The sequence below is a fragment of the Bacillus sp. TH50 genome, assembly GCF_016650565.1.
GTDB lineage: Bacteria > Bacillota > Bacilli > Bacillales > Bacillaceae_G > Bacillus_A > Bacillus_A mycoides.
Genome location: NZ_JAEKFM010000007.1, coordinates 1340690 through 1363238 on the forward strand (window position 1 = coordinate 1340690; position 22549 = coordinate 1363238).

General features: G+C 37.4%; 22 protein-coding genes and 1 pseudogene. All 23 read left to right on the plus strand.

Annotated elements, in window-relative coordinates:
* The first annotated feature begins 1 nt into the window (after position 1).
* Positions 2-580: a flagellar hook assembly protein FlgD gene (locus JFU23_RS24025; protein ID WP_002086480.1), complete on the plus strand. Its 579-nt coding sequence runs from the start codon at positions 2-4 to the stop codon at positions 578-580.
* Positions 581-596: 16 nt separating this feature from the next.
* Positions 597-1820, plus strand: coding sequence for a flagellar hook protein FlgE (locus tag JFU23_RS24030; protein WP_201032839.1), 1224 nt, complete (start codon positions 597-599; stop codon positions 1818-1820).
* Between the two features lie 49 nt (positions 1821-1869).
* On the plus strand, positions 1870-2205 hold the full coding sequence (locus tag JFU23_RS24035; protein ID WP_201032841.1) for a DUF3964 family protein: 336 nt from the start codon (positions 1870-1872) through the stop codon (positions 2203-2205).
* 389 nt (positions 2206-2594) lie between these two features.
* A pseudogene (locus JFU23_RS24040) lies at positions 2595-3079 on the plus strand (LysR family transcriptional regulator).
* Between the two features lie 141 nt (positions 3080-3220).
* A complete protein-coding gene (locus JFU23_RS24045) occupies positions 3221-4129 on the plus strand; it encodes a chemotaxis protein (RefSeq protein WP_201032843.1) in 909 nt (302 codons plus the stop codon).
* An 826-nt stretch (positions 4130-4955) separates the two neighbouring features.
* The gene (locus JFU23_RS24050; protein ID WP_137056906.1) at positions 4956-5888 is read left to right on the plus strand and encodes a DNA-binding domain-containing protein; all 933 of its coding nucleotides are present in this window, start codon (positions 4956-4958) and stop codon (positions 5886-5888) included.
* A gap of 211 nt (positions 5889-6099) precedes the next feature.
* The gene (locus JFU23_RS24055) at positions 6100-7641 is read left to right on the plus strand and encodes a spore germination protein (RefSeq protein WP_201032844.1); all 1542 of its coding nucleotides are present in this window, start codon (positions 6100-6102) and stop codon (positions 7639-7641) included.
* Positions 7638-8735 (plus strand): GerAB/ArcD/ProY family transporter, encoded by a 1098-nt coding sequence (locus tag JFU23_RS24060; protein WP_085310209.1) that lies wholly within the window; start codon positions 7638-7640, stop codon positions 8733-8735. The genes JFU23_RS24055 and JFU23_RS24060 overlap by 4 nt, the downstream gene beginning before the upstream one ends.
* A complete protein-coding gene (locus tag JFU23_RS24065; protein WP_201032846.1) occupies positions 8736-9872 on the plus strand; it encodes a Ger(x)C family spore germination protein in 1137 nt (378 codons plus the stop codon).
* A 143-nt stretch (positions 9873-10015) separates the two neighbouring features.
* Entirely contained in the window at positions 10016-10792 is a 777-nt protein-coding gene (locus JFU23_RS24070; protein ID WP_002086470.1) for a TerC family protein, read from the plus strand.
* Positions 10793-10896: 104 nt separating this feature from the next.
* The gene (locus JFU23_RS24075; RefSeq protein WP_002158491.1) at positions 10897-11088 is read left to right on the plus strand and encodes a hypothetical protein; all 192 of its coding nucleotides are present in this window, start codon (positions 10897-10899) and stop codon (positions 11086-11088) included.
* The gene (gene fdhF, locus JFU23_RS24080) at positions 11057-13996 is read left to right on the plus strand and encodes a formate dehydrogenase subunit alpha (protein WP_201032848.1); all 2940 of its coding nucleotides are present in this window, start codon (positions 11057-11059) and stop codon (positions 13994-13996) included. Before JFU23_RS24075 ends, fdhF begins: the two co-directional genes overlap by 32 nt.
* Before the next feature lie 15 nt (positions 13997-14011).
* The gene (locus tag JFU23_RS24085; RefSeq protein WP_098776897.1) at positions 14012-14494 is read left to right on the plus strand and encodes a helical membrane plugin domain-containing protein; all 483 of its coding nucleotides are present in this window, start codon (positions 14012-14014) and stop codon (positions 14492-14494) included.
* Between the two features lie 150 nt (positions 14495-14644).
* Entirely contained in the window at positions 14645-14989 is a 345-nt protein-coding gene (locus JFU23_RS24090; RefSeq protein ID WP_002012015.1) for a Na-translocating system protein MpsC family protein, read from the plus strand.
* Positions 14990-15005: 16 nt separating this feature from the next.
* Positions 15006-15803 (plus strand): formate dehydrogenase accessory sulfurtransferase FdhD, encoded by a 798-nt coding sequence (gene fdhD / locus JFU23_RS24095; RefSeq protein ID WP_201032856.1) that lies wholly within the window; start codon positions 15006-15008, stop codon positions 15801-15803.
* A gap of 20 nt (positions 15804-15823) precedes the next feature.
* A complete protein-coding gene (gene moaA, locus JFU23_RS24100; RefSeq protein WP_201032858.1) occupies positions 15824-16840 on the plus strand; it encodes a GTP 3',8-cyclase MoaA in 1017 nt (338 codons plus the stop codon).
* A gap of 207 nt (positions 16841-17047) precedes the next feature.
* Positions 17048-17842, plus strand: a complete 795-nt coding sequence (locus JFU23_RS24105) for a formate channel (protein ID WP_151304690.1) — start codon at positions 17048-17050, stop codon at positions 17840-17842.
* A 24-nt stretch (positions 17843-17866) separates the two neighbouring features.
* Complete coding sequence (locus tag JFU23_RS24110; RefSeq protein ID WP_201032860.1) at positions 17867-18883, plus strand: molybdopterin-synthase adenylyltransferase MoeB; 1017 nt, start codon at positions 17867-17869, stop codon at positions 18881-18883.
* A 19-nt stretch (positions 18884-18902) separates the two neighbouring features.
* On the plus strand, positions 18903-20216 hold the full coding sequence (locus tag JFU23_RS24115; protein ID WP_201033310.1) for a molybdopterin molybdotransferase MoeA: 1314 nt from the start codon (positions 18903-18905) through the stop codon (positions 20214-20216).
* Positions 20197-20661, plus strand: a complete 465-nt coding sequence (locus tag JFU23_RS24120; RefSeq protein WP_201032862.1) for a molybdenum cofactor biosynthesis protein MoaE — start codon at positions 20197-20199, stop codon at positions 20659-20661. The genes JFU23_RS24115 and JFU23_RS24120 overlap by 20 nt, the downstream gene beginning before the upstream one ends.
* Positions 20662-20665: 4 nt before the next feature.
* Positions 20666-20902 carry a molybdopterin converting factor subunit 1 gene (gene moaD / locus JFU23_RS24125; RefSeq protein WP_201032864.1) on the plus strand — a complete coding sequence of 79 codons (237 nt, stop codon included), beginning with the start codon at positions 20666-20668 and terminating at the stop codon, positions 20900-20902.
* A 48-nt stretch (positions 20903-20950) separates the two neighbouring features.
* Positions 20951-21430, plus strand: a complete 480-nt coding sequence (gene moaC, locus JFU23_RS24130; protein WP_201032866.1) for a cyclic pyranopterin monophosphate synthase MoaC — start codon at positions 20951-20953, stop codon at positions 21428-21430.
* Between the two features lie 29 nt (positions 21431-21459).
* Positions 21460-22512: a P-loop NTPase gene (locus JFU23_RS24135; RefSeq protein ID WP_085310235.1), complete on the plus strand. Its 1053-nt coding sequence runs from the start codon at positions 21460-21462 to the stop codon at positions 22510-22512.
* Positions 22513-22549: the final 37 nt, after the last annotated feature.

The following is a 22549-nucleotide window of genomic DNA, read 5'->3' on the forward strand; positions in this document are numbered from 1 at the left end:
CGTGCCAACAGTTGGATTAAACACAACGAGTACAAATCATATTCCATTGCAGGCAGGAGCGCAAAAAAGTAATGCACCTGTTAATGGTGTACAATCGCCAGTTCAACAAACAAACGGAGTATCAGAAAGTGCTCAAAAAACTCCTGGTGTAATGGGGAAAGACGATTTTCTAAAATTATTTTTATCGAGTTTCCAGCACCAAGATCCGTTCAATGCGATGGATATGAATCAAATGATGAATCAGACAGCGCAGTTATCTCTTATGGAACAAGTGCAGAATATGACAAAAGCAGTTGACTCTTTAAGAACGACGATGTATTCGACAGCGCTTGATGGTGGAATGAAATTTTTAGGGAAATACGTAAGAGGTATTGACGGTGAAGGGAACAAAGTAACTGGTCAAGTAGAGACAGTTCGCCTTGCAGAAAATAACGATGTACAGCTCGTTATTAATAATAAGGTAGTATCTCTTCGTTTCGTTGAAAGAGTGTCTGATAAACCGATTGGAGAAACGAATCCAGAAGATGCAAAGAAAGACGATCAAAAAGTAACTGAAGAAGTAAAAACTACAAATTCATAAGGAGTGTACATACATTATGATTAAAGCGTTATATACAAGTATTACAGGAATGAACGCAACACAAAATGCATTAAGTGTAACTTCAAATAATATTGCCAATGCACAAACGGTTGGTTATAAAAAACAAAAAGCAATGTTTGATGATTTACTATATAACAATTCGATTGGTGCAAAAGGTGACGGTAAATACGCAGGAACGAATCCGAAAAGTATCGGTAACGGTGTGAAAATGAGTGGTACGGTTACGGATTATAGCGATGGTACAATTACGTTAACAGGTGGCAAAACACAAGCTGCAATGGAAGGTAATGGTTTCTTCGTTGTAGGTGATTCAAAAGGCGGAAACATGGAATTTACGCGTAAAGGTACGTTTGGAATATCTTCAGATTATTATATTACGAACACAGAAGGTCAATACGTATTCGCATACCCTGCTAATGAGGCGACTGGTGAAGTTGATTTATCTGGTATTCCAGGCCCATTGCAAATTCCAATGGGGACGGCAATTGGTGGTATTCGAACATCGCAAGGGACAATTAAAGGGAATATTCCAACTGGTGAAAAACAAATTACGCAAGACTTACCTGTATACGATAATGCCGGTAATACATGGACAATGCGTGTAGAATTTACACAAACAAGCGAACACAATTATACATATAAAGTACAGATGCGTAATGACTCGAAAAAGGATACAAAGTTTGAGGATGTTCCAGGTGCAGGTGGTAATATGACATTTGATGCTGTTGGAAATCCAAATCCGAAAGAGCAAGGGGCCAATATTCCATTTGATGGTGGCTCTATAAAGTTAGACTTAAGTCATTTAACGAATCATCCAACAGATAAAACATTGTCAGTAACAGATGTAGATGGTAGAGCAGCAGCAACTGTTAAAGATTGCTTTATTGCTGACGGTGGATATGTAATGGTAAAATATTCTGATGGTAGTATGAAGTCTGCGGGTCAATTAGCTGTTGCGATGTTCCCAAACGAAGGTGGCCTAATGAAAACGGGAAATGGTAACTATACAGCGACGAATACAACAGGTATTTTAGCGTTAGGTGCATCTGGTCAAAACGGTGCAGGAAAAGTACGTGGTGGTGCACAAGAAGGCGCAAACGTAGATTTATCCGTAGAATTCGTCGACTTAATGCTATACCAACGCGGATTCCAAGGAAATGCGAAAGTAATTAAAGTTTCCGATGAAGTATTAAATGAAGTTGTAAACTTAATTCGATAATAAATCGTAAAGAAAAATTGTAACGTAGTAGAGAGGGTTTTTTATTCGTATGACAAGACAAGAGCGAATTTTACAATTGCCTTTTTTCGAAAATAAACGTGAGCTTGCTGAGCAAGTGTTAAAAATAGAACGAGAAGAGCATGTATATTTACCGGATCAATTCGAAATTAAGCAAGTGCCCCCATATGCATTTGGTGAGAAACAGGCAATTATTGGCCGCATTCATGAGTTTTATTTTGTGAGTGTGGGCAGTGATAGTATTTGGAAGTATCAGCTGTTTAAAGATGAGATGAAGTGCCGTGAGTTTTTCGTTATGTTGCCGGATATTACGGATCAGCAGCTTGCTTTTTGGTTCAATAACATTGAGTTGTTGAAAGGGGCTTAAAAGCTTTCTTTTAGGTTTTGAGAGAGGGCCCAGCGATGTTTAGTAGCGGTCAGTGCATATGGAGTGTCTCGCATGTTGTAATACCAGAGATATGGAGTGGTTCTAGGTTAGTTGAAGAGGCTGGGAGCCATGAATGAGATTGGTAGGCTCACCGGATTGTAGTAGCGACAGTGCTTATGAGTGGCTCGCATGTTGTAGAGATATGGAGTAGTTCTAAGGTAGTTGGAGAGGCTGTAATCCAAGTGTTTAGGTGGTGCCTCTTCACTTTTTGGAGAGAGGATTTCTCTGATTCTAGGAGCAATGATTTGAAATAGAGTTAGATTAATTTAAGATAGTTGTGCTATATTGTACAATTAGACTAAGTTTATATAAAAGGAGAGGTGAGGAGGATGGCGCAGAATAAGTATCGCGTTACATTCATTTCGCCAAGTGAGGTTGAGCAACGTACTGTAATGGCGGCGAGTAGTTTACCTAATTTAATACGTCAAGTAGAGAGTATTATTGCAGATCCGAACGGTTATTTTGTAAATGATAAAAAAATAATTGCTATTTTAAAGTTATTAAAGAAAATGTTACGTTTATTCAATATGAGTTACTATTTTCGGATAAGGAAATTCACATTGAAAAGTTAAAACATATAGCACCGGCGGTATTGAAACAATTATTTAAAAAAATAAACGATCCGGAATTATATGCACTTGCACTCCTTGATGTTGATATAGCGACGAAAGAATATGTGCTAGGAGAAATGGGTCCAGAGCTAAGAATGAGAGTGGAAACAGAGCTTTCAAAAAAATGGGAAGCGATGCCGACAGAAATTGTAGGAGCACAAGAAGTGTTACTAGAGGCACTTGCTTCGTTTATACAAGATTAAGTTTTACTGTTAGTATTTCTACTTTAAAACTGTGAGGATCACTCAACTATCTATATTTTTCATATAGGTAGTTGACTTTTTGGGTTTAATAAAGCTTAATAATTAAATATACGGAATTAATGAAAGGGGAGCGACACCTTTATGTCACAAGCACAAAGTATTTTATTAGAAAGTGGAACAAACGAATTAGAAATCGTAACTTATACTGTTGGTGAAAATTTATTTAGCATCAATGTAATGAAAGTGCGTGAAATTATTAATCCATTCCCTGTTACAACTGTGCCAGAATCTCATCATGCAGTTGAAGGTGTTGTTCAAGTACGTGGTGAAATTTTACCTGTTATTAACTTAGCAACGGCTCTTAATTTAAAATCTATAAAACCACTTGATCAAACGAAATTTATCATTTCAGAATTAAACCAAATGAAAGTTATTTTCCGTGTTGATGAAGTGCATCGTATTCAACGTATTTCATGGGAACAAATTGATGAACCAGCTTCATTATCTATGGGACTAGAAGAAACGACATCTGGAATTGTAAAGCTAGATGGGAAAATCATCTTATTATTAGATTATGAAAAAATTGTATGTGAAATTAGCGGTACTGGCTATGACAATAAATCACTTTCAGGATTAGAGCAAAAAACAGATCGAGCTGAAAAAGTTATTTATATTGCAGAAGATTCAGCGATGCTTCGTCAAATACTAGAAGAAACATTATCATCAGCTGGATATACGAAAATGAACTTCTTCAGCAATGGTGCAGAAGCATTAGCTCAAATTGAAAAATTAGCAAAAGAGCAAGGTGAAAAAATGTATGAACATATTAACCTGCTTATTACAGATATTGAAATGCCGAAAATGGATGGACACCATTTAACGAAAGTAATTAAAGATAGTGAAGTAATGAATCAATTACCAGTCATTATTTTCTCTTCATTAATTACAAATGAGTTGTTCCATAAAGGTGAGGCAGTTGGAGCGAATGCTCAGGTGAGTAAGCCTGATATTCAAGAGTTAATTGGTTTAGTTGATAAGTTAGTGCTTTAAAAGCTTTTATTTAGCTGGAAGAGAGGAACGAGCCAAGTATGGGAGCGGTCAGTGCCTAATAGAGGTCCATGCGATGTGAAAGACCAGAGATATGGAGTGTTTTTAGGTAAGTCGAAGAAGTAGGCTTTCGAGTGAGGGTGTGAAGAACCGGTTTAAAACACGCTTTTTAGTTGGAATAGAGGAACTAGCCAAGTGAGGAAGCGGTCAGTGCCTAATAGTTCTCCATGCGATGTAAGACCAGAGATATGGAGAACTATTAGGTAAGTGAAAGAAGTGAGCCTCCGAGTGAGGGTGTGAAGAACCGGTTTAAAACACATTTTTTTAGTTGGAATAGAGGAACTAGCCATGTATAGTACTGGTTAGTTCCTTTTTAGTATTCTATGCTTTGTACAGGCAGAAAAATCAAACGCTTCTGGAGTGTTTATGACTGTATGTATTAATAGTCTCTTTCGTGAATTTAGCTGTTTTTATTTAAGGGTTATTGTTTGGTTTATTTAATAAGTAGTAGGCTTTTTTCATTTAAAAATATAAGAGAATGTATTCTTGGATTGTGTTAGTAATATTTCGTGATAGCGCAAAATTTTTCGGTGAAATTATATTGAAAATACCATATAATATAATTAAATACATTTTATTGATATAGTATCTTGTTAGATTTTTTTAATATTTTCTATTATTTACATACTTTTTATACCTTTTTGTATGTTAATTATTTGACAGATAATTTCGAAATGTTATAATATGGATATGTGGGAATTTCTATTTTCTTAAAAGACATGGGAGTCAGATGAGAATTGTGAAAGGATGAGGGGGAGTGACACATATTATGTATCACCACACAGCAATCAATGTATTAAGTCTTTTACAAAACATGTCAAATAATAAAACGAACGATATGAAATTAGAGGCGGAATTTAAAAAAATAGAGAAACAATTCCAAATCGGGTATGAAGAGCTAATCGATTTATATAATAGAATGGTATTATTTCAAATAGATATAGAAAAAAATGGCGGTATGCGAGAATATGAAAAATCAGCGATTACTTGGTTGAAGTCTGAACTAGAACTATTGTATGAAGTATATCAATTTTGTCAACGTCACGGCTTAAACATCGCAAATATTTCAAAATATGTTAGTAAAAATGAACTGAATCTTTTTCCGAAAACGGAAAGCCAATTGCAAAACACGTATTATAAATTAAAAAAACAAGAAATCCCGTTTGAAAATATTGAAAAACAAAAACCGGGGCGAAAACGTAAATATGCACCTGTAAAAGAGACAATTGCTGAGACAAAACAAGAAAGCAAGCAGGAAGTAAATGAAGAAGATGAAAAAAGCCTCGTAACAGTTATATCTGGCATCGTAGATAACTTTGAAACAATTAGTCAATGTAGTGAAAAGAGAGAACACGAATTGCATCAGTTCATGGAGGGAATCTATAAGCTTTCTAGCATGGCTGCAGAGCGTTCGAAGGATGAGAAGAACGCACGTGGTCTTGAAGGCGAATTACATTCATTACGAGCTGAAAATGAAAGATTAAAACGAGAGAAGGCAGAGCTCGTTCATGATATTAAAGAAATGACGCATCATTTAATTCATTTCATGACGAGCTCGGATATCGATCAAATTCGCACATTGCCTTACTTCGTAAAAGAGTGCAAACAAGATCTGCATAAGCTAGGGTTATATAACGCACAAGACGGTAAAATGAAAATTATGGTCGATCGTAGTGGACAGGTTATGACCGTAACGCAATAAAAAATTTGGGTACAAAATAAAAGGGAGATACATAGTGTATATGTATTTCCCTTTTGTTTTGTAGACGATAACTTTAGATAATCATTCATGTGTTCAAAACGTGGCCTGTAAGCTGGATTAATTAATGCTTCATAAAAAGAAAAGAGTATATGTCTTTCAGTAGATATCCATAATAACCCATATGAAACACAACAACGAAAAAGGTGAATGTATGGACTCTTTTCATAAATGGTTACGAGGTGAAAAATCTTTTTCTTCGCAGGGCCAAGCTGACGATATATTAAACAGTACGGTTTCTTCTTCTTCTGTATCTACAAACTTAGAGCAATTATCTAAACTATTTAGCGGAATTCCAGAGTTAGTAATTAGAAACTTTCCATTAAAAAATGGACAAGAGGCCGCTCTAGTGTATATGGAGGGATTAGTAGATAAGGCTGTTATCAATACGGATGTTTTACGACCGCTCTTATTTCAAGAGTGGAATGAACAAGAGTTTTGGGAGTCGTCCATTTCTATCGGAAAAATCAAGAAGGTTGAAAAATGGTTAGAAATTGAGCAGGCTATTTTACATGGTAAAAGCATTTTGTTTATTGATGGCCAGTTAACAGTGTTAGAGCTAGACACGCAGGGGGCACCTAAGAGGGGGATTCAGGAACCAACAACAGAAACTGCATTGAAAAGTTCACACGAAGGATTTACTGAAGTAGCTAGCGAGAGTATTGCCCTCATCCGACGATATATTCCAAATCGTGAATTGAAGGTGAAAGAGTTTACTGTTGGAGAGCGGGCAACTTCCAAGGTGTTTATGTTGTATTTAGCGGATGTTTCAAATGAAACAGTCATTCGAGAAATGACGAGTCGTATAAAATCAATCAACATAGATGCTATTCTTAGTACCGGTACATTAGAGGGGCTTGTTGAAGATAATTCTTATACACTATTTCCGCAGTTTTCTATAACAGAACGCCCAGATACGACTTCACATCATATTTTGGAGGGGCGAATTGCAATTGTTGTAGATCGCTCGCCAGGTGTGTTAATTGGTCCGATGACTTTTTCGTCATTTTTTCAAACGATAGATGATTATAGTTTAAGGCCAGCTATAGCCTCATTTACACGGCTACTTCGCCTCACAGGATTATTTATTGCAATTTTTGCTCCGGCTCTATATATCGCTATGATTTCCTTTCATTATGAAGTGCTTCCTCTCAAATTGCTATTAACGATTGGAGAATCCCGTGCCAAAATTCCGTTTCCGCCTATTTTAGAAGCATTATTAATGGAATTAGTTCTTGAAATGCTCCGCGAAGCGGCTATTCGGCTTCCTGGTCCGATAGGGCAAACGATAGGTGTTGTCGGCGGGATTGTAATTGGGCAAGCGGCAGTACAAGCAGGGATTGTAAGTAATGTTATGGTAATCGTCGTCGCAATTACAGCAATCGCATCTTTCATCATCCCTAATTTAGAAATGTCAGCAGGAGTTCGTCTAATTCGATTTCCAATGATGGTTATCTCTTCTATATTCGGCATCATTGGGATTATGGTAGGGATGACTATAATTATAATTCATTTACTTTCTTTAGAGTCACTCGGTGTTCCGTATAGTAGCCCTGTGTCCCCACTACGTATTTCTGATTTGAAAGACGCATTTATTCGCTTCCCGCTAAAGATGATAAAGAACCGACCGTTATCCCTTCAGCCTAAACAAGTAAATCAGCAAGGAGATATGAGAGAAAGAGGGGACAAGAAGTGAAGACAGGTATAAAACAGGAGATATCTTTACTACAATACATTTTAACGATTAGCGGTGTGCAAGTCGGATTTGGTTTGCTGACACTTCCAAGGGAAGTAGCACAAGGAGCAGGGACGGATGGTTGGATTTCAGTTATTATCGGATGGGCGATAACGACAGTGGTGAGTCTTTGTATTGTAAAAATTATGGCTAAACATCCAGGAGATACTTTACTTAATGTGCTGACACGCTATTTAGGGAAATGGCTAGGGAAAATAGGGATGATAATTTGGATTTTATATTCATTGCTTGCAGCTATTTCTTTAGTATTTTCCCTTTTATATGTTATTCGTATTTGGATTTTGCCAAGAACCCCTAGTTATTTAATTTTGATTTTATTAACCATTCCTATGTATATGTTGGCTCGTGGAGGGGCACGAATTATAAGCCGCTACGCGGTCTTTCATTTTTTCTTTACGCTTTGGATGCCGCTTTTATTATTTATTCCCCTTAAAGATAGCCATGGGATTTATCTATTGCCATTTTTAAAGGAAGGGTGGATGCCAGTTTTTCACACTGTTAAATCAACGATTCTTGCTTTTCTCGGATTTGAATTTGCATTTGTTCTTTATCCTTATTTAAATGATAAACAATCGGCCGGGAAAGGTATTGTTATAGCTAATGTTATTACGTTGTTAATATATCTTCAAGTTACTCTCATTTGTTTCGTTTATTTTGGTCCAGACGGGATAACGAAATTTTTATGGCCAACCCTTTCGCTAATTACACCGCTTTATTTCTCATTTCTTGAACGGGTTGAAATAATATTTTTGTCGTTTTATCTTTTTATTGTTTTCGATTCTTGTATTCCATACATTTTTACCGCGACGGATGGAGTGAAGCAACTGTTTCATAAAAAAGAGGGATCAATGTTTATTTTGATGCTACTTTGTGCATGTGTTTTGTTTTGGGTCTTCTATACACCGTCGTCTTATCAAATAGATAGGTTAAGGGAATTGTGGGGGACAACTAGTTATTTCGTTGCTGTTCTTTTTCCAGTCGTATTTCTCTTGTACATAACTGCCTATCAGCGGTGGAAAAGGAGGAAGAATTAAATGCTGCGGTTTACTAAGTTTACGATGATCACTTTTCTATTAATATTTATGACAGGTTGTGGGGATCGGCTTGACTTAGAAAAACAGTCCATATCGTTAGTTTACGGTTTTGATATGGATGAACAAGGAAAAATGATTGTTTACGACTTAACGCCTAACTTTAATGAAGATGTTGAAAAAAAGTATGAAGTGCATGAAGCGCGAGTGAATACACCAAGGGAAGCGAAAGAAAAGTTTAATAGCTCCAGTAAAGGGTTAGTTTCTACTGAAAAATTACAATTAATATTATTAAGTCAAAAGTTTTTACAACAAGAAGGGGCGATGCCTTACTTTGATGTATGGTATCGTGATCCGAAAAATACAGGAAATATGCGTATTGTCGCCGTAAAAGGCACAGTTTCTTCTATAATACATAATGATTTCAAAGATAAGCCAACTATTCCTGAATATTTGACTGATTTAATTGAGACGAATAAGTTGTACAATCGTACAGCTGTTGCTACATTTCATGAATTCCATCAACAAACGTTTAATAAGGGAATAACACCTGCAATTTCAGAAATAAAAGAAGGAGAAAATGAAATCATAGTTACTGGTTCTGCGCTTTTAACGAGCCGTGGATTGTATAAGATATCTTTAAATCGTCATGAAAGTGCACTACTTCTTATGCTGAAAAATAAAGTGAATCCGCCAGTCTCTCTTACAATGCCTATTTATGCTAAAAGAGTGGAAACTGACAGCTCTCTTAAAAATTCAAGAGGGAAGGACTTTATAACGATAAACGTTCAAGATATAAAGCGGGATCTTTCAACTCGTTACGATAGAAATCATTTTGTTTTCAATATAAAGCTGGATCTCAATATATCTATTGCTGAGCGAACATTCGATGCAAATATGAGGAAAGATAAAGGAGAACTAGCTGCACTTATTACGAAACAATTGAATAAAGATTTCAATAATCTTATACATAAAATACAAAGTGAGAAATTAGATCCATTTGGATTTGGTGACTATGCACGTGCTTTTCAATATAAGCATTGGAAAAAAGTCGAAAATGATTGGCCAAATGCATTCTCAGAAGCAAGTGTCACAGTAACACCCGTCGTGAAAATTTTAGAAAATGGGATTATTAAATGATTTCAATTTATAACAAATAAAGGACAGTAAAGTAACTGTTAAAATATTGTATCCATCATTTTTAGGATTTGATTTTACTTAATGGGAAATTCTATTGTTAGAAAAGTCTTTACCTCATTTTTTTTTAGAAAGGAGAGAAGCGGATGGATTCAATATGGCTAGAGTATGCTTGGGCATTATTAATTTTAATCGGATTAGAAGGATTGTTATCGGCTGACAATGCCCTTGTACTAGCAGTTATAGCCAAGCATTTACCCGAAGAAGAGAAAAAAAGAGCTATAAATTACGGAATTATTATGGCCTTTGTTTTTCGATTTGCAGCCCTGTTTGCGATTTCATTTATTGCAAATGTTTGGCAAATACAGGCGATAGGAGCAGCTTATCTTCTTTACTTAGGATTAAAGCATGTCATTCAGGCGCAATTCGGAAAAAATAATCAAAATATTCACAAGGAAGATGAAAAGGAAGCAGCAGGAAAAAGTTACTGGTTCACAGTAGGAAAGATTGCATTAGCGGACCTTGCCTTTGCGATTGATTCAATATTAGCCGCAGTTGCTCTTGCTCTGGGGCTTCCAGATTCTCCGCTTGATGATTTCGGAGGTATGGATGGAGGACAGTTCATTGTTGTACTTCTTGGAGGGATAGCTGGACTTATTTTAATTAAATTTGCGGCAACTTGGTTTGTACAATTACTGGAGAAACGTCCAGCACTAGAAACAACAGCATATGCAATTGTTGCCTGGGTCGGCGTCAAACTTGCTGTAATTACACTTGCCCATGAGGATATAGGTATTTTAGATCATGATTTTCCACACAGTACAACTTGGACTTTAATCTTCTACGGAGTATTAGTTGCCATCGCACTCATTGGTTGGTTTGCACCGGGAAGTAAGTCATCTCAGAATAATCCTAAAATGTAATACAAAGGTCAGAGCATTATGTGCTTTGTCCTTTGTAATGATAATTATATTGTGTATTTTTCGATTTAACGCTATAATTACAGTGTTAAAGATGGAATCGTGATATGACCTGTTATGAATCTATCATTTTATTTATGAATAAATGGATTGGTATTTTAGCAAGATGTGCTAATAAACTACTCCACCATGATGATAACGTGCCAAAAATGTGGTGCGTATATTTTCGTGGTGGAGTTTTTTTATTCTCAAAAAGGGGGAGTAACCATGAACGACAGCATGGTTCATATTACAATTAACGGCAAAGAGTATATTGCTGAGCCTGGTTCAACTATACTGGGCATTATTAATGAGAACGGAATTGAACATCCACAAATTTGTTACGTGCCGGAAGTGGATCCTATTCAAACGTGTGATACTTGTATTGTAGAAGTGAACGGAAAGCTTGTGCGATCCTGTTCTACTGTAGTGACGAGCGGTATGAATATTGAGTTGTCCTCTACTAGTGCGAAGGCAGCACAACATGAGGCGATGGACCGTTTACTAGAAAATCATTTACTGTACTGTACGGTTTGTGACAACAATAACGGGAATTGTAAACTGCATAATACGGCAGAATTAATGGAAATTGAGCATCAAAAATATCCTTATGAGCCAAAAGTTGATGCAAGCGAAGTTGATATGTCTCATCCATTTTATCGCTATGATCCGAATCAATGTATCGCGTGCGGTCAATGTGTAGAGGTGTGTCAAAACTTACAAGTTAATGAAACGTTATCTATTGATTGGGAGGCAGAGCGCCCGCGTGTTATTTGGGATGAAGGAGTAGATATTAACGATTCTTCATGTGTAAGCTGCGGTCAATGTGTAACGATTTGTCCTTGTAATGCTTTAATGGAGAAATCGATGCTTGGTGAAGCTGGATTTATGACTGGGCTGAAGCCGGATATTCTTGAACCTATGGTCGATCTTATTAAAGAGGTTGAACCTGGATATAGCGGTATTTTCGCTGTGTCAGAAGTAGAAGCTGCGATGCGCGACACTCGTACGAAGAAGACGAAAACAGTATGTACGTTTTGTGGTGTAGGTTGTTCATTTGAAGTATGGACGAAAGGGCGCAAAATTTTAAAGGTGCAACCAACTTCTGAGGCACCAGTTAATGCAATTTCTACTTGTGTAAAAGGAAAATTCGGTTGGGATTTCGTTAATTCTGAAAAACGACTTACGAAACCTTTAATTCGTAAAAATGGAGTGTTCGTTGAATCGACTTGGGAAGAAGCGCTTCATGTAGTGGCGAATAAATTGGGCTCTATTAAAGAAGAGTACGGTAAAGGCTCTATCGGCTTTATTTCTTCTTCTAAAATTACGAATGAAGATAATTATGTTATTCAAAAATTAGCGCGTCAAGTGTTCGAAACGAATAATGTTGATAACTGCTCACGTTATTGTCAATCACCAGCGACAGATGGATTGTTCCGCACTATTGGAATGGGCGGGGATGCAGGAACGATTAAAGATATTGCGCAATCAGGTCTTGTTATTATCGTCGGTTGTAATCCAACAGAAGGTCATCCTGTGCTAGCAACTCGTGTGAAACGTGCGCATAAACTTCACGGTCAAAAACTAATTGTTGCAGATCTTCGTAAAACTGAAATGGCAGAGCGTTCGGATATCTTTATTAGTCCAAAGCAAGGAACGGACCAAGTATGGTTAATGGCTGTTACGAAATATATGATTGATCAAGGTTGGCACGATCAGCAGTTCATCGATGAGAATGTAAACTTCTTTGATGATTTCAAAGATAGTCTCGCGGAATATACGCTTGAATATGCAGAAGAGATTACAGGTATTTCAAAAGAAACGCTCGTTAAAATGGCAGAAATGATTCGTGATGCAGACGGTACGTGTATTCTTTGGGGAATGGGCGTAACGCAAAATACAGGTGGTTCAGATACTTCCGCTGCGATTTCAAACTTACTTCTTGCAACAGGAAACTATCGCCGTCCAGGTGCTGGTGCATATCCGCTTCGAGGTCATAATAACGTACAAGGTGCTTGTGATATGGGAACACTTCCAGGTTGGCTTCCAGGATATCAGCACGTTACTGACGATGTAGAACGTGCGAAATTTGAAATAGCTTACGGAGTAAAAATTGATAACAAACCAGGTCTTAATAACATTGAAATGCTTCACGCAATTGATGAAGGAAAAATGAAAGCTATGTACCTTGTTGGAGAAGATATGGCTCTTGTAGACTCTAACGCAAATCACGTACATGAAGTGTTATCAAGCCTTGAATTTTTTGTCGTTCAAGATGTGTTCCTTTCTAAAACAGCTCAATACGCTGATGTAGTATTACCAGCAGCGCCATCTCTTGAAAAAGAAGGTACTTTTACAAATACAGAGCGTCGTGTACAAAGATTATATCAAGTGCTTCCAACGCTAGGAGATGCGAAACCAGACTGGTGGATTGTGCAGGCAATTGCTAATAAATTAGGTGCAGACTGGAGCTATAATCACCCAAGTGAAATCTTTGCGGAAATGGCAAGCTTATCACCACTATTTGCACACGCAAACTATGAAGTGCTTGAAGGGTGGAACAGTTTCCACTGGGGAAGTTTTGATGGAACGAATACACCGCTTCTTTTCCAAGATGGATTTAACTTCCCAGACAAAAAGGCTCGTTTTGCGATAGCTGATTGGGTACGTCCTGCTGCATTCCCAGCAGAATACGATCTTCACATTAATAACGGCCGTATGCTTGAACATTTCCATGAAGGGAACATGACAAATAAATCAACTGGTATTCAATCGAAAGTACCAGGTGTTTTCGTCGAAGTTTCTCCAGAACTTGCAAGGGAACGCGGAGTGAAAACTGGTTCGTTAGTACGCCTTGTTTCTCCATTGGGGGCACTTAAATTACGTGCACTTGTAACGGATCGTGTAAAAGCGAATGAACTGTATTTACCGATGAACTCGACGGATAAAGAATCGGCAATTAATTTCTTAACAGGTCCTGCCGTTGACTTGCGTACAAACACGCCGGCATATAAGCAAACGAAAGTACGTATGGAAGTGTTAGAAGTTGATGGCGAAAATCCGATGCCAAAAACGAACCCACGTAATAAAAAGCGTCATCCTCAAAACGGAATTGAGGTAAATCGTAAGTGGGCTCGTCCAGGATACGTACATTTAACGGATAACTAAGGGGGAGAAAAGAATATGGCAGCACCTATTCAAGCGGTCCAGAAGCAGGAGCTAACTGAGGAAGACATAAAACAACAAAAACTCGAAGACTTAAAAGAACTGCTAGCTAATAATGAAGATGCCTTAAATCAAATGTTTAATATAGTAGGTGAATTAAATGACATTGGGGTGCTGGAAGCAGCAAATTCTATGCTGAAAGCGAAAGAACCAATCGCAAAAATCGTTCTAGGCCAAGTCACTCGTGAACCAGTTACAAATTTAATTAATAATATGATGGGCGCTGCAGGAGCTTTAACAGAACTTGATCCGGAACTTACGAAAAAGCTTATAGGTAGCGTATTGACAGGTATGGATGAAGGAAACCAGCATTTGCAAAGCAATAAAAAAGTAGGAATATTAGACCTTATGAAAGTACTGAAGGATCCAGATATTAATCGTGCTATCGGATTTGGTCTTCATTTCTTAAAAGGTATGGGTAAAGGGTTAAAAGAAGAATAGATAAGCAACAATAATAGTATTTCATATGTTGTTTGCGTACTTGAGGTAATTGTAAAAGATGATCCATTTCGTCTCATTATTAAATAGTTTAGACGAAATGATCATTTTGTTAAAATAGTTGTGATGGAATAACTAGGAAGGAATGAGAGTATGTCAAAAATGGTACATGAATTTAATGATATGATCCGAAAGCTTCGAAAAGAGTTGTTCGGGAAAGGGCCGGAAAGAATTCATACTGTATTTACCGAGAACATGGCGATTGCAACACTTTATGGGAATTTAACACCTACTGAGAAATTTATTTCGGGAACTACGGATGGGGCGGAAATGGTTCATATGGCTCGAACGAAAATGATTCAAGAAGTGTATGTGGCTAATCCTCATGAACATTTAGAAGAACTTGTTGGTGCGAAGTTAGTTCATCTGTTTTCTGATATGAAAGTAGATGAAGATATTGCAGTTTCCGTGTTTGTTTTTGATAAAAATATAACGTGAGAGAAGGATGCTCATCGTGAAATCGATTCAGGTGGAACGGAAAATTTTTAAATATGAGCAAGGGGAATTTAAACATATAGAGGACAGCATTGTAACAGAGTTTCCTGTTACGGTTAAAATTAACGGCCAGGAATTTGTTACAATGGTTAGTACTCCAGAGTATATTGAAGATATGGTAATTGGCTTTTTAGCCTCTGAAGGCATTATCCGAAAGTATGAAGATATTGATGAAATATGGATGCAAGAAAAAGAAGGCTATGTACATGTAAAAACGACGAAAATCAATCCTTATTATCGTGACATACAAAACAAACGTTATATTACTTCGTGCTGTGGAATGAGTAGGCAAGGGTTTGTTTTTGCGAACGATGCGCTGACTGCGAAAGAAATGAATGATATTCGCGTACAGATCTCTGCCGAGGATTGTTTTCGGTTAATGAATGATATGCAGCAATCTGCGTCTACGTTTCAACATACAGGCGGCGTTCATAATGCAGCTTTATGTAATGTGAGTGGAATTGTTTTAAGCCGCATGGATATAGGAAGACATAACGCTTTAGACAAAATTTACGGCTATTGTTTAAAAAATAACATTTCGATTGGTGATAAAATTATTGTTTTTAGTGGACGTATCTCTTCTGAAATTCTATTAAAAGTTGCGAAAATTGGCTGTGAAGTAATATTGTCAAAATCAGCTCCAACTGAGTTAGCGTTAGAACTAGCGGAGCAGTTAGGGATTACTACAATAGGCTTCATTCGTAATAAATCTTTAAATGTATATACGCATCCAGAGCGGATTATAAATATAAAATAAGTAGAAACGAGGCAATAATCATGAAATCTGTTACATTAGACAAATTAGATCGTCCTTTAAAGGATTTACGTATTTCTGTTACTGATCGCTGTAATTTTCGCTGTCGATATTGTATGCCAGAAGAAATATTTGGTCGTGATTATTCTTTTTTGTCTAATGATAAAATTTTATCTTTTGATGAAATTGAAAGGATTACACGTATTTTCGTTTCTTTAGGTGTAAGAAAGCTACGTATTACCGGGGGAGAGCCTTTACTTCGAAAAGACTTACCTGAACTCATACAGCGGTTAAACGAAATTGAAGGAGTAGAGGATATTGGTTTAACGACAAATGGATCATTACTTAAAAAGTTTGCTCCAGATTTATATAAGGCGGGTTTATCTCGTGTGACAGTTAGTTTAGACTCGTTAAATGAAGAACGATTCTCTTATTTAAATGGGAATAGAAGTAAAGTAAAAACGGTTCTTGCGGGAATACAGGCTGCAGCGGAAGCCGGAATGAAAATTAAAATGAACATGGTTGTTCAAAAAGGGAAAAATGAACAAGACATCGTTCAGATGGCAGAGTACTTTAAAGAGAATAAGCATATCCTTCGGTTCATTGAATATATGGATGTCGGAAATTTTAACGGCTGGGAATTAGGCGAAGTAGTTTCTAAGCAAGAAATAGTAGAGATGATTCATAAAGTGATGCCGCTTGAACGTATTGAGGCGAACTATCCTGGTGAAGTTGCGACACGTTATCGCTATATCGGTAGTGATGAAGAAATAGGAATTATTTCATCTGTAACGGATTCGTTCTGTTCATCATGTACAAGAGCGCGTATTTCAGCAGAAGGAAAATTGTATACATGTTTGTTTGCGTCCAAAGGAAACAATCTTAAAGAATTACTTCGCTTTGGATATACGGATGAGGAGATTACTAATGTTATTCGTGACATTTGGAATAATCGTTCAGACCGTTATTCAGATGAACGGTTAAGCAATACGAATAAAAAAGCAATGCCGAAAATTGAAATGTCGCATATCGGTGGCTGAGAAGCTACTAAGAATGTAGATTCTCTTTGTTAACGTAAATAGTGGGAAATGTGCAAGTTTTGTACACTTTCTATGAGTATAGTAAAAATGATGATTGATATTTCTGTAAGAGATATGCAGAGAGATTAAGCAGCATTCAAAAATCCTTACGATGATAAGGGTTTTTGGTGCTGCTTTTTTTAGATGAGAAAAATGGAGGAATTGGTTATGGCATTTCATAAACCGGAACAAATTGCTGCGCTTGTGATTGAATCCGGTGTTCAAAAGGTGAGGCAACCGCTATCAGCGATGCTTATTCTTGGTTTTTTAGGAGGAGCATTCATTTCGTTAGGATTTTTACTTAATATTCGTGTTCTAGGTAATGTACCAGAGCAGTGGGGAAGTTTAGTCAATTTTATAGGAGGAGCAGTTTTTCCTATAGGACTTATGCTCGTTGTTTTAGCAGGAGGAGAATTAATTACGGGAAACATGATGTCGATGGCCATGGCACTGTATGCACGGAAAATTTCATTGAAACATGTGTTAAACAATTGGACGTGGATCACTTTAACGAACTTCGCAGGTGCGCTTTTCGTAGCGTATTGTTTCGGTCATCTTGGCGGGTTAACTGAAGGTGCCTATTTAAATAAAACGATAGCGATAGCTCAAGATAAGTTACATGAATCTTTCGGGAGAACTTTAATTTTGGCAATTGGCTGTAACTGGCTCGTTTGCCTTGCAATTTGGTTAGCATACGGAACGAACGATTTAATCGGAAAGATTGTTGGGATTTGGATTCCGATTATGGCGTTTGTCGTAATTGGGTTTCAGCAAGTAGTAGCAAATATGTTTGTCATTTCAGCCGTGATTTTTGCGGGTCACCTTACGTGGATGGATCTTGCGAAAAACTTTGTGCCTGTCTTTATCGGAAATGTAATTGGCGGAGCTGGATTTGTTGGATTCGCTTATTTTTCTTGTTATCAGAAACAAAGTGCTACCGAAGAAGATGTATTGAAAAAATAACAGTATATGAAAGGAAGGCACCTCATGATAGAGCGGTATTCACGACAACAGCTGTTCACTCCTATTGGAAAAGAAGGGCAAGAGAAGATTAGAAATAAGCATGTATTAATAATAGGGGCAGGTGCGTTAGGAAGTGCAAGTGCAGAGGCGTTTGTACGTGCAGGTATCGGGAAATTAACGATTATTGATCGCGATTACGTAGAATGGAGCAATTTACAGCGGCAACAACTTTACGCTGAACAAGATGCGATAGAAAAGTTGCCAAAAGCAATCGCAGCGCAGAATCGTCTCAAACAAATTAATTCAGACGTGCAAATGCAAGCGCTAGTAATGGATGCAAAAGTAGATAATATGGAAGCTTTATTAGGTGGTGTCGATGTCATTATTGATGCCACAGATAATTTCGATATTCGGTTTGTAATCAATGATATATCACAAAAACATAATATCCCTTGGATTTACGGTTCTTGTGTCGGAAGTTATGGCATGAGCTATACAATTATTCCGAAGAAAACACCGTGCTTACATTGTGTGTTGAAAAGTGTTCCTGTCACAGGGGCGACGTGTGACACAGTTGGAATTATTAGTCCAGCTGTTCAAATCGTTGCAGCGTACCAAGTGGCAGAAGCATTCAAAATTTTAGTAGAAGACTATGAAGCAGTTCGGAAAACTTTTTTAATGTTTGATATATGGAGTAATCAATATCATTCTATCAAACTAGGAAAAATCAAAACGGAAGACTGTCCTTCGTGCGGAACAAATAGAACTTATCCTTATTTATCATACGAAAATCAAACGAAGACAGCTGTGTTATGTGGAAGAAGTACAGTTCAAATTAGACCAGCGCATAATAGACATTACAACTTTGATGAGTTAGAAAAAGTATTAAAGAATCACGGGAAAGTTGATCGGAATCCGTATTTGCTCTCTTGCCAATTAGAAGAGTATCGCATCGTCATTTTTCATGATGGTCGTGTATTCATTCATGGCATGAATGAAATTCAAAAAGCAAAACAACTATACTATCGGTTATTAGGCTAATAGAAAGGGATTGGTAATGATGGAAAGAAGGGTACCGATTACAGTTGAAGAGGCTGTTCGTAAAGTGATGGAATTTGCTAATTGTGGTGTAAAAGAACTAGTACCACTGGAATTAGCATACGGACGTACGTTAGCAGAAGATTTAGTGGCGGATCACGATGTGCCTTCTTTCAATCGCTCGCCATATGATGGATTTGCTATTAGGGCAGAAGATACTTCGCGAGCAAGTCGTGAGAATCCGATCGTATTTGAAGTAATTGGTGAAATTGGAGCAGGTTCCGTATTTCCTACAGAAGTAGGAGCGCTTCAAGCAGTTCGAATTATGACAGGGGCACAAATTCCGAAAGGATGTAACGCGGTCGTCATGCTAGAACTGACTCGTCATCGTCAATATAACAATATCGGAAAAAGCTATATGGAAGTGAGACGCTCATTTAAAGAAGGGGACAATATATCCTTTCAAGGTGAAGACGCACGTAAAGGAACCGTTCTCGCAAAAAGAGGTAGTTACATTAATCCAGGTATTTCAGCTCTTCTTGCTACATTCGGTTATAGCGAAGTTCCAGTAGCGAAAAAGCCCATAATTGGACTATTAGCGACTGGGAGTGAACTTCTCGATGTAAATGAAGAACTACAACCTGGGAAAATCCGAAATAGTAATACGTATATGATATCGTCTCAAATTCGAAGAGCAGGTGGAAGAGTAAAATACTTCGGGAAGTTTAGTGACGATTTTAATACGTGCTACGAAGCAGTGAAAAGAGCGTTAAGCGAAGTTGACATGTTAATTACAACTGGTGGTGTTTCGGTAGGCGACTATGACTATTTGCCAGCTATATACGAAAGGTTAGGCGCATCAGTTCTTTTTAATAAAGTAGCCATGCGGCCGGGTAGCGTCACGACTGTAGCGCAATTAAACGGAAAATTATTATTTGGATTATCAGGTAATCCATCTGCTTGCTATGTAGGTTTTGAATTATTCGTAAAACCTAGCATTCGTGCGTATATGTTTAGCGAAAAACCACATGTAAAACGAGAAAAAGCAATGCTCGGAGAAGACTTTCTAAAACCTAATCCATTTACAAGGTTTGTACGAGGTAAGCTTCAGTATAACGAAGGACAACTAATCGCTTATCCATCAGGATTTGATAAATCTAGTTCCGTTTCTTCATTAGCAGAATCAAACATTTTTATCGTCCTACAGGGCGGAACGAGAGGATATAAGAAAGGGATGTTTGTAGACATTCTTTTATTAGAAGATAACGAAGGTAGTGAATGGCCTTGGACATTCCGTAAAGTGGGGAGAGGTTTTGATGGGACAAGCACGATTTGAAATTGTCGATAATCCGATTGTAGTTGAAGAAGTAACGAATAAAGTAGCAAGACGCGAAGCGGGAGCAATTACAACTTTTATTGGAACGGTTAGAGAATTAACGAAAGGAAAACGAACGTTACATCTTGATTATGAAGCATATAAACCGATGGCAGTAAAAAAGCTTACTGAAATTGGAGAAGAAATTAAGAAACAGTGGCCAGATGCAAAAATAGCAATTACGCACCGAGTAGGAAGACTAGAAATAATGGATATTGCCGTTGTCATTGCAGTATCGTCGCCGCATCGTAAAGTAGCGTACGATGCGAATGAATACGCAATTGAACGTATAAAGAGAATCGTCCCAATTTGGAAAAAAGAATTTTGGGAAGATGGAACGAAATGGATTGGAGAGCAACTTGAAAATACTCCATATCCAGAAGGAAAACCAGAGAAAGAAGAATGAGAAGATGATTACAATTTTACTGTTCGCAAATTTACGAGAAGAAGTTGGTTTAGAGAGATTAGTAATAATAGAAAAACGAGAGATGAATGTTCAGCAATTGAAAAAATGGCTAAAAGATTACTTTCAATTACAGACGCTGGATACAGTTATGGTGGCAATTAATGAAGAATTTGTAACGGACGAAAATATTGTAAAAGCTGGAGATACTGTCGCGTTTATCCCGCCTGTAAGTGGAGGTTAATTTTTTCTATTCGAGTATCAAAATTTTCATACGTTAAGGAGGATCATTATGAGTGAATTTTCGCACTGGAATGAAGAGGGAAGAGCTAAAATGGTTGATATTTCTCAAAAGGACATTTCAACACGCACAGCTGTTGCGCAAAGTACAATTTCTTTATCAAATGAATTATTTGAAGCAATTCAAAGTGGTGGGTTGAAAAAAGGAGACCCGCTTCAAGTAGCACAAGTTGCTGGCATAATTGGTGCTAAAAAAACAGCGGATATAATCCCGATGTGTCACCCGATATTAATCCAAGGAACAGACTTTACGTTTCATTATGAAAAGAAAACTGATGGCTATGAATTAATCATACGAGCGACAGTAACATGCAGCGGTAAAACAGGTGTAGAAATGGAAGCATTAACGGCCGTATCAATCGCCGCCCTTACTTTTTACGATATGTGTAAAGCTGTTGATAAAACGATGGTCATGAAAGAAACATATTTAGTTCAAAAAACGGGTGGGAAAAGCGGAGACTTTTTTCACTAGGTAAAATAATTACAATGGAAGGAATGTGTATGATGATTACTCACGAACAGATTATGAACGCGTTAAGCCATGTCGAAGATCCAGAGTTACACAAAAGTATTGTGGAACTAAATATGGTTAGAAATATAAAAATAGATGGTACAGAAGTTGGGCTAGAAGTAGTTTTAACGATACAAGGTTGTCCGTTGAAAGCAAAAATTCAACAAGATATTGAAGAATCTCTTCGAAATATTGGGGCATCAAAAGTTTCTTTAACATTCGGTTCAATGACGCCAGAAGAACGAGCAACATTAACAGCATCTTTAAAGAAAGAGGCTAGAACAGAAACAGGTATGCCTAGTATGCTTCGATCTGATTCAGGGGTGCGTTTTATTACTATAACAAGCGGAAAAGGCGGAGTTGGAAAATCAACTGTGACGAGTAACCTTGCTACTGCTTTAGCTCGTATGGGCAAAAAGGTTGGGATTTTAGATGCAGATATATATGGATTTAGTATCCCAGCGATGATGGAAACGAAAGAAAAGCCAACGATGATCGATCAAACGGCAATTCCAGTCGTTAGTCACGGTGTTAAAATTATGTCGATGGGATTCTTCACAGATGGTAATAACCCAGTAATGTGGCGAGGACCAATGTTAAACAAATGGATTCAAAACTTCCTTGCGAACACGCACTGGGGAGAATTAGACTATCTACTTCTTGATTTACCACCTGGAACAGGAGACGTTGCGATAGATGTGGCTGCAATGATTCCACAAGCGAAGGAAATAATCGTTACAACTCCTCATAGTGTAGCTTCATTTGTCGCGTCTAGAGTAGGAGTAATGGCAAAACATACGAAACACGATATTTTAGGTATTGTTGAAAATATGGCATATTACGAAGAACAAGATGGCTCAAGAAACTATCTCTTCGGAAAAGGCGGTGGTGAAATGTTAGCAGAACAACTGCAAACAGAAGTAATCGCCCAAATACCTTTTGCAAAACGTGAAGAAAATAAGGGCTCATGTGTGTATGATGAAGACTCGCTTGTTGGGGAGATTTTTACTTCTTTAGCGGAGGATTTAATTTATAACGGATAAGTTGATATAAAAGTGGGATACATACACGTATGTATCC

What these genes read in the sequence shown, in the direction of transcription:
- JFU23_RS24030 (WP_201032839.1), top strand. Translation starts at nt 597, where the DNA reads ATGATTAAAGCGTTATATACAAGTATTACAGGAATGAACGCAACACAA.
- JFU23_RS24035 (WP_201032841.1), top strand. Translation starts at nt 1,870, where the DNA reads ATGACAAGACAAGAGCGAATTTTACAATTGCCTTTTTTCGAAAATAAA.
- JFU23_RS24045 (WP_201032843.1), top strand. Translation starts at nt 3,221, where the DNA reads ATGTCACAAGCACAAAGTATTTTATTAGAAAGTGGAACAAACGAATTA.
- JFU23_RS24050 (WP_137056906.1), top strand. Translation starts at nt 4,956, where the DNA reads ATGTATCACCACACAGCAATCAATGTATTAAGTCTTTTACAAAACATG.
- JFU23_RS24055 (WP_201032844.1), top strand. Translation starts at nt 6,100, where the DNA reads ATGGACTCTTTTCATAAATGGTTACGAGGTGAAAAATCTTTTTCTTCG.
- JFU23_RS24065 (WP_201032846.1), top strand. Translation starts at nt 8,736, where the DNA reads ATGCTGCGGTTTACTAAGTTTACGATGATCACTTTTCTATTAATATTT.
- JFU23_RS24070 (WP_002086470.1), top strand. Translation starts at nt 10,016, where the DNA reads ATGGATTCAATATGGCTAGAGTATGCTTGGGCATTATTAATTTTAATC.
- JFU23_RS24075 (WP_002158491.1), top strand. Translation starts at nt 10,897, where the DNA reads ATGACCTGTTATGAATCTATCATTTTATTTATGAATAAATGGATTGGT.
- fdhF (WP_201032848.1), top strand. Translation starts at nt 11,057, where the DNA reads ATGAACGACAGCATGGTTCATATTACAATTAACGGCAAAGAGTATATT.
- JFU23_RS24085 (WP_098776897.1), top strand. Translation starts at nt 14,012, where the DNA reads ATGGCAGCACCTATTCAAGCGGTCCAGAAGCAGGAGCTAACTGAGGAA.
- JFU23_RS24090 (WP_002012015.1), top strand. Translation starts at nt 14,645, where the DNA reads ATGTCAAAAATGGTACATGAATTTAATGATATGATCCGAAAGCTTCGA.
- moaA (WP_201032858.1), top strand. Translation starts at nt 15,824, where the DNA reads ATGAAATCTGTTACATTAGACAAATTAGATCGTCCTTTAAAGGATTTA.
- JFU23_RS24105 (WP_151304690.1), top strand. Translation starts at nt 17,048, where the DNA reads ATGGCATTTCATAAACCGGAACAAATTGCTGCGCTTGTGATTGAATCC.
- JFU23_RS24110 (WP_201032860.1), top strand. Translation starts at nt 17,867, where the DNA reads ATGATAGAGCGGTATTCACGACAACAGCTGTTCACTCCTATTGGAAAA.
- JFU23_RS24115 (WP_201033310.1), top strand. Translation starts at nt 18,903, where the DNA reads ATGGAAAGAAGGGTACCGATTACAGTTGAAGAGGCTGTTCGTAAAGTG.
- JFU23_RS24120 (WP_201032862.1), top strand. Translation starts at nt 20,197, where the DNA reads ATGGGACAAGCACGATTTGAAATTGTCGATAATCCGATTGTAGTTGAA.
- moaD (WP_201032864.1), top strand. Translation starts at nt 20,666, where the DNA reads ATGATTACAATTTTACTGTTCGCAAATTTACGAGAAGAAGTTGGTTTA.
- moaC (WP_201032866.1), top strand. Translation starts at nt 20,951, where the DNA reads ATGAGTGAATTTTCGCACTGGAATGAAGAGGGAAGAGCTAAAATGGTT.
- JFU23_RS24135 (WP_085310235.1), top strand. Translation starts at nt 21,460, where the DNA reads ATGATGATTACTCACGAACAGATTATGAACGCGTTAAGCCATGTCGAA.